This is a genomic window from Halalkaliarchaeum sp. AArc-GB, assembly GCF_031432225.1.
Taxonomy (GTDB): Archaea; Halobacteriota; Halobacteria; order Halobacteriales; family Haloferacaceae; genus Halalkaliarchaeum.
The window spans coordinates 97,024-104,038 of the sequence record NZ_JAVKGM010000012.1 but is presented as its reverse complement, the minus strand read 5'-3'; the positions used below and the strand labels follow the sequence as shown (position 1 = coordinate 104,038).

The 7,015-nt window shown below is 58.0% G+C and carries 6 protein-coding genes; 4 read left to right on the top strand and 2 right to left on the bottom strand.

The genetic code is table 11. From position 1 onward, the window contains the following. Positions 1-734 precede the first annotated feature (734 nt). Positions 735-2,162, top strand: a complete 1,428-nt coding sequence (locus RH858_RS11985) for an MATE family efflux transporter (protein WP_310561958.1) — start codon at positions 735-737, stop codon at positions 2,160-2,162. A 53-nt stretch (positions 2,163-2,215) separates the two neighbouring features. Here RH858_RS11985 and RH858_RS11980 read toward each other — a convergent pair whose 3' ends face one another. After that, positions 2,216-2,920, bottom strand: a complete 705-nt coding sequence (locus RH858_RS11980; RefSeq protein WP_310561957.1) for an ABC transporter ATP-binding protein — start codon at positions 2,918-2,920, stop codon at positions 2,216-2,218. Next, entirely contained in the window at positions 2,917-3,645 is a 729-nt protein-coding gene (locus RH858_RS11975) for an ABC transporter ATP-binding protein (RefSeq protein ID WP_259533032.1), read from the bottom strand. The genes RH858_RS11980 and RH858_RS11975 overlap by 4 nt, the downstream gene beginning before the upstream one ends. A 334-nt stretch (positions 3,646-3,979) precedes the next feature. On the opposite strand from RH858_RS11975, the gene RH858_RS11970 reads away from it, so the two are divergent. Genes RH858_RS11970 through RH858_RS11960 form a run of 3 tightly spaced genes read left to right on the top strand, consistent with a single transcriptional unit; the run spans position 3,980 to position 7,002 of the window. Then, positions 3,980-5,104, top strand: coding sequence for an ABC transporter substrate-binding protein (locus tag RH858_RS11970; RefSeq protein ID WP_310561956.1), 1,125 nt, complete (start codon positions 3,980-3,982; stop codon positions 5,102-5,104). Between the two features lie 60 nt (positions 5,105-5,164). Next, on the top strand, positions 5,165-6,025 hold the full coding sequence (locus RH858_RS11965) for a branched-chain amino acid ABC transporter permease (RefSeq protein WP_259533034.1): 861 nt from the start codon (positions 5,165-5,167) through the stop codon (positions 6,023-6,025). Further along, positions 6,022-7,002 (top strand): branched-chain amino acid ABC transporter permease, encoded by a 981-nt coding sequence (locus RH858_RS11960; RefSeq protein ID WP_310561955.1) that lies wholly within the window; start codon positions 6,022-6,024, stop codon positions 7,000-7,002. The genes RH858_RS11965 and RH858_RS11960 overlap by 4 nt, the downstream gene beginning before the upstream one ends. The last annotated feature ends 13 nt before the right edge of the window (positions 7,003-7,015 follow it).

The following is a 7,015-nucleotide window of genomic DNA, read 5'->3' as shown; positions in this document are numbered from 1 at the left end:
CCCGATCGGCCGGCTGTGGGAGTGTATCCCGATCGGCCGGCTGTGGGAGTGTATCCCGACCGGAACACTGGCCGGTTCGAGAACGAAATTCATATCGCCGTGAGTACACCGCTCGATTCGGAACCCGTCTGTTGGGATTCTTCGCCGCCCCGTTCCATTACTTCCGTAATTTTGTAATATCCACTTGTGTTCGGTAGTGGTCCGTCTCCGGCACCGACCTGACACGGTCTCCGTTGAAAGAGAGGGATTCCTCGATGCAACGGGTAAATGTTCGACATCGTCGGACGGTGAATTGATCTCTCCAACGGTATTCCGCAATAATCTCGGAATCAACGACTATTGTAATCGTGTTACTGCCGAAAACCCGCCAGAGCGTGCCGATAGTCGAAAGCTACCGAAACAGTTGGTGCCGCGACGAATTTCCGTTCCAGGAATTTCGACCAGCAGCATTTGCGTTCTCTTCCCCGAAACGACATATGTAATAACCCCTGAACTGTATCGACAACGTGTAATTGGCGTGTTTCACTCACGTCGAACAAATATTCGATGCGATAGTATCAAAATATCTTTACGATACGCTCCTTCTTGCCCGAGGAGATCCATCCCGAACGCCGTTTCGTTCGTCGCGTTCCGACAGTGGGCGCTTGGATTCGGGACAGTATCTCAAGATTTAACAATACCTCGATGTAAGATCTGGATAGCTTTGGATGAGCCCTGCGAGGAGTGTTCGATAAATGTCCCTCCGTGATCTCGTCGGCTACGTGTTCCGTGGACGCGAGCAGATCGATCTCGTTTCGGGTTCGATCGGAAAGCCCCTGTTCTTCCTGTCGCTGCCGCTCGTGTTGACCAACCTGTTTCAGGTCGCGTACAACCTCGCGGACACGTTCTGGCTCGGCCAGTACAGCACGAACGCACTCGCTGCGATCAGTTTCGCGTGGCCTCCGGTGTTCCTCCTTTTGATGCTGGGAATGGGGATCGCCGTCGCCGGGAGCGTGCTCGTCGCCCAGTACACCGGCGCAGAGGAGCACCGGACCGCGGAGTACGCCGCATCCCAGACCGTCGTCTACGCCCTCATCGGGTCGTTTCTGATCGGCGGAACCGCCTATCTCGCCGCGGAACCGCTCCTTTTCGTGCTGGGCGCCTCCCCGGAAGTCCTGCCCCTTGCGACGGGGTATCTCGAAGTCGTCTCGCTCGGGTTCGTGTTCATGTTCGGGTTCATGGTGTTCAACTCGCTCATGCGGGGCTACGGGGAAACGATTACGCCGATGCTCGTGATGTTCGGGACCGTCGTGTTGAACATCGTCCTGGATCCGTTCGTCATCTTCGGGTGGGGACCGTTCCCGGAGCTGGGAATCCTTGGCGCCGCGTATGCGACGGTGTTTTCCAGGGCGCTCGGGTTGAGCGTCGGGATGTACATCATGGTGTGGGGAGATCGCGGCGTCACGGTCAATCTGACGGACATGGTTCCGGATCTCTCGTTCCTCGAACGGATCCTCCGTATTGGGGCACCTGCAGCCGTCGAGGGCGTCTCGCGTGCGATCTCTCAAAACCTGCTGTTGTTCGTCGTCGGCTGGTTCGCGACCCCCGTCGTCGCCGGATACGGGATCGCCACGCGCGTGTTCTCACTGGTGTTCCTGCCCGCCGTCGCCGTCGACCGCGGCGTCGAAACGATGAGCGGACAGAACCTCGGGGCGGGAAAGCCCGACAGGGCGGGAGCGTCCGCCAGGATCGCGGCGGTGTCGCTTTTCGGTCTCATGTCTGTCGTCGGTGTCGTCGTCTGGATCGGTGCGCGGCCGATCGCCGGCCTGTTTACGCCGGATCCGGCAGTCGTCGACGCCGCCAGTGAATTCATGCGATACGTCGCGCCGACGTTCGGGTTCATCGGAATCATGCGGGCGTATTCGGGGAGTTTGTGTGGGGCAGGAAAGACGCTCACCGTCGCGGGAATCGCGATCGTCATGCTCGGGATCCTCCGGTTCCCGATCGCCTGGGGAACCGCCGGGGTGATCGGCGAAACCGGGATCTGGATCGCGTTTGCGATCTCGAACGTCGGCGGTGCCGCCGTCGCGTATCTCTGGTACCAGCGCGGCACGTGGCGGGAGGGGGACCTGACTGACCAAGATCACGACGTGGGTTCCGACTCCTCTCCGGCGACCGACTGATGACGAAAAACACGCTGAAGGGGTCCTTTCTCGAGGAAGGTGAGTTCGGACGATCACCCGCTCAGGTAACTTTCCTTGACGCGGTCGCTTTCGAGCAGCTCCTGGCCGGTTCCTTCCGTCGCAATGCGGCCGTTTTCCAGGAGATACGCGCGATTCGCTAGATCGAGTGCCTGATCGACGTGCTGTTCGACCAAGACGATGGTGACGTCGTCGCTGATCTCGTCGACCTTCTCGAACACCCGGTTCGTCAGTTGGGGAGCGAGCCCTCCCGACGGCTCGTCGAGTGCGAGCACTTTGGGTTTGGCCATCAATCCCCGGCCGATCGCGACCATCTGCTGCTGTCCGCCGCTGAGGGTTCCCGCCTTCTGGTCGTTGCGCTCTTCGAGTATCGGGAACATGTCGTACACTTCCTCGAGAGTCTCTTCGAAGGTTTCGCGTTCGGTGTAGGCACCCATTTTGAGGTTCTCGTACACGGAAAGGTCGCCGAATAGGTTCCGCTCCTCGGAGACGTGGACGAACCCGCGTTCGACGATCTCGCTGGGGGATAAGTTACGACTGTCGGTTCCGAAAATTTCTACCGTACCGTCGGTCGGCGTAATGAGGCCCGACATCGTCTTGAGAAGCGTCGACTTCCCGGTGCCGTTCGGACCGACAATCGCGACGACCGAGTCGTCTTCGCGGATCTCGAGTGAGACGTCCCACAGTACCTGGAGGTCACCGTAGTGAACGTCGAGTTCGTCGACGGTGATTCCCGTCATGCTTCCACCTCGGTACCGAGGTACGCCTCCACAACCTGCTGATTCTGCTGGATCTCGTCGGGAGTTCCCTCGGCAATTTTCTGCCCCTGATTCAGCACGACGATCCGATCTGTCGATCCCATGATCGCGTCCATAACGTGCTCGATCCAGAAAACAGAGATTCCGAGCTCGTCTCGAATGCGGACCAGCGAGTCGGCCATTTCGAAGAGTTCAGTCGGCGTCAGGCCGCTCCCGATCTCGTCGACGAGGATAAGCTTCGGGTCGGAGGCTAACCCTCTCGCCAGTTCGAGAAACTTTCGATCGGCGAGAGTAAGACTCCCGGCGTGTTCGTCCTCTGTGGCCTCGATGTCGACGAATTCCAGACACTCGCGTGCGATCTGCTCGGCCTCGCTTCGGGACAGCGATTCCTGTCGCCCAAAGATCGCTCCGGCTGTGACGTTGTCGAGGACGGACAACTCGTTGAACGTCTGGGGAGTCTGGAAGGTACGAGCGATACCGAGCTTGGCGATCTGGTTGGGTTTCTTGCCGACCAACTCCTCACCCTGAAACTGTATCGAGCCTGCATTAGGGAGATGAACTCCCGTCAAAGTGTGGAAGAGAGTGGTTTTCCCCGCACCGTTCGGACCGATCAGCCCAACGATCTCCCCCTCGTCGATCGCGAGATCGACGTTGTCGACGGCAGTCAAGCCGCCGAACTCTTTGGTAACACCTGTAGCAGTCAGCATGATCGCTCGTTTCGACTATCGATATATAAATTGTCGGGTAGATCTATAACTCGGCAAGAAGGTCGACCGGAACGGCGCGTTTTCTCCCCACCACAAGATCAACCAGCCGTCTACTGATTCGGCGTAACTCCCCGAAAATAAGTCAAATAACCAACGTGAGAGCCGAGCAGCGTTCCAAATCCTGGTCCCGTGCCTGTTCCATAGCCAAACATTTATAATAAATTGGTATAGTGGCCCATACATGGGGAGTAGTAGCTACTCACACAGCCGACGGGCATATATGAAAGCTATCGGTGGAGTTTCAGCGCTCGGCACGGCTTCCTTGGCAGGATGTGTGGGGGAAGATTCGGACGATGTATTGATTGGAAACACCGCAGCGTTGTCCGGACCGATGTCGTCGTACGGCCCCTACATCCGGGATGGACTCGAATACGCGGCCCAGCAAATCAACGACGACGGTGGAGTCCTCGGGCGAGATCTCCGGATAGCGACGGAGGACAACGAATCCGATCCCGAAACCGCCGCAACGACGGCACTCCGGCAAATGGACGAAGGGGCCGTGGCGGTAACTGGGCCCGTGTTGAGCGACGTCTCCATCCGGGTGAGACACGAAACGGAAGCACAGCAGGTTCCGTTCCTCCCGATCCAGGGGGCATCACCCCGTCTACTGGACAAGGAGACCCGGTACACGTTCCGAGTCGGGGCACTGCCGGCACCGTACTACGCGAGAGCTACCGGCGAATTCGTAGAACATATCGGCGCAGATAACTACGCCGCGATCGTGGCTGATTACTCCTACGGCCACTCGTATCAGGAAGGAATCGAAGAGTTCGTGAAGTCGATCGACGGGCTGAACACGCAAGTCGAACTGGCTCCGGCCGGCGCGGACGACTTTTCCAGCCAGCTCCGGGCATTGCCGGACGATATCGAGTACATGGACCTCGGCGGTCACCCAGTCGGCATCTTCACGATCATTCCCCAGATGTGGGAGGTCGGACTCGATCCGGACGCCACGTCGGGTCCCGGGGATCCGTTGCCGATCTTTTATGACGCCCTCGGAGACGACATCGACAGAGGAATCACCCAGATCCACATGGTCGATCCGACGACGGACGAGTATGTAGACGTGGCCCAGCAATACTTCGAAGAAACCGGCGAGTTCTTCGATCCGTTCACCACGTTCGGATACGTCACGGCTCAACTCGTCGCGGAGGCCATCGAAGACGCCGGTGAAGCGGATCCACAGGCAGTTCGCGACGCCATCAGCGATATCCGTTTCGATTCGCTGCTCGCGTATCCGCTCGAATACAACGAGTGGGGTGAGCTAACGGAGTCCAAGCTTCAGGTGCTGGAGTTCAACCTCGACTCCCCGCCGTACTATCCAGACAGCGACTTCTACGTGGAATCTCTCTTCGAGACGGATACGTTCGAACCGCTGGATCCCGATGAGTGGGAGTAGGACGGCCCCGCGGTCGAAACGACGTGAGTGCGGCGGGAACACAATCGGCAGGACACGACTATGGAACTGCTCACGACGCTGATCGAGATAACGATCGATGGAATCGGGAGGGGGATGCTGTGGGCGCTCCTCGGCGCCGGGATCACACTGGTGTTCGGACTGGGGGAGGTACTAAATCTGTCTCAGGGCGTGTTAGCAGTGGTCGGCGCGGCGGTGGTGTTCGAGATGACCAATATCGGCGTCCACGTCGTCCCCGCGGTCGTGATCGGCATCGTCGCGCTTGCGGTGTTGAGTTACGCGATCGATCAGGTCATTTTGAGCAGCGTCTATCGATCGGAAGGGGAAGAGCGGATCATGGTGGCGATCTTCGTCACTGTCGGTATCCTTCTCGCGCTCGAAGGGTTGATGTTCCAACGGTATCCGGGCAGTTTCTCGCTTCCCGGGGGGATTTCGAGCATCGACGTCGGTAGTGTGACGATACTCGGCGCGAGCATCCTGAACATCGCCGTCGGTGTGATCGTTATCTCACTTCTATTCATCTATCTGAATTACACGTATTCGGGGAATGCAGCCCGAACGATCGCCTCCGACGAGACAGGAGCGTATCTGTGTGGCGTTGACGTGCGGAGAATGAGAACAGTTATTTTCATATTGAGCGGAATGTTGGCCGCAATAGCCGGGATCCTCTACGGAATCGGGACCGAGATCTCGGTCGCGGCGGCGTTCGAACTGACCGTGTTTGCGCTCCTTGTGTCAATCGTCGGCGGCGTACGAGACGTCCGAGGAACGATCATGTCCGGTATCGGCCTGGGAGTGGTGTTCACTTACGCGAACTATTTCATCGGTAGCTACGTTGCGATGATCGCCCTGTTCCTGGCAGTCATGTTGACGATCGCGATCAGAAAGGAGGACACACTATGAGTGTGATCGACTACGTACGGGAGTTCACGAACGATAGAGGGAACGGTCGGCTACCCGAGCTCGGAATCATTCTCGCTTTCTTCGCCGTCTTACCGCTTTTCGCCGTCAGCGGCTACTTACTGCGAGTCTTTACGATCGTCGTCGTCTTCGCACTGTTTACCGTCGCGTTGAACATTGTTTTCGGCCATACCGATCAGCTGTTCCTCTTCGTCGGCGGGCTCGCAGGTATGGGAGCATACACGACGGTTATCGCAGCGAACTCCATTGGAACGACGCCGTGGATAACGCTCCCGCTGGGAGTGGCAATTGCAGGGATGATCGGCGGGACGGTCAGCTACGTTGCCGCCAAACGGAAGTTCACTGTTATCCTGATCGCAATATTCACACTGGCCCTCCAGTTGTCCATCATGGAGCTTCTCACGGGAGCGAGAGGCCTGACCGGCGGTAGCGTCGGAATGCCCGTTCAGGGAGTCGGCATACAGAGTGATATACAGTTTTACTATCTGTTTGTCGCCGTTCTGATCGGATTCCTCGTCGTGTACGCACGGATGATCGACTCCCGATACGGACTTGCGTTCGAAACGATAAGACAAGAAGAGCTCGCCGCGGAGGCAACTGGCGTCGACGTTGTCAGGTACAAGGTCATCGCCGGAACTGTCGGATCTCTAATGATTGGATTCGCCGGCGCGGTTTACGCGTTTTGGGCCGGATACATCTCCCCCGGGACGTTCTCGTTTTTGAGTATTGACGTACTCGTGTTGATCATGTTGACTCTGGGCGGGATGCGAACGCTGTCCGGACCAGTCATCGGTGCGATAGCGGTGGTCAGCATAGAGGAAATACTCGCGTCGTATCCCCAGTGGAGGCTCGTCATCTTCGGAACACTACTGATCGTCCTGTATCTCAATTTCCGTCAGGGGATCGTTCCGAACGTCAAGAGCGCGTATCGCGAGCGGTTCGCTTCCGAGAGTGGTTGATACAGCAGGCGAC

What these genes read in the sequence shown, in the direction of transcription:
- RH858_RS11985 (WP_310561958.1), top strand. Translation starts at nt 735, where the DNA reads ATGTCCCTCCGTGATCTCGTCGGCTACGTGTTCCGTGGACGCGAGCAG.
- RH858_RS11965 (WP_259533034.1), top strand. Translation starts at nt 5,165, where the DNA reads ATGGAACTGCTCACGACGCTGATCGAGATAACGATCGATGGAATCGGG.
- RH858_RS11980 (WP_310561957.1), bottom strand. Translation starts at nt 2,920, where the DNA reads ATGACGGGAATCACCGTCGACGAACTCGACGTTCACTACGGTGACCTC.
- RH858_RS11960 (WP_310561955.1), top strand. Translation starts at nt 6,022, where the DNA reads ATGAGTGTGATCGACTACGTACGGGAGTTCACGAACGATAGAGGGAAC.
- RH858_RS11975 (WP_259533032.1), bottom strand. Translation starts at nt 3,645, where the DNA reads ATGCTGACTGCTACAGGTGTTACCAAAGAGTTCGGCGGCTTGACTGCC.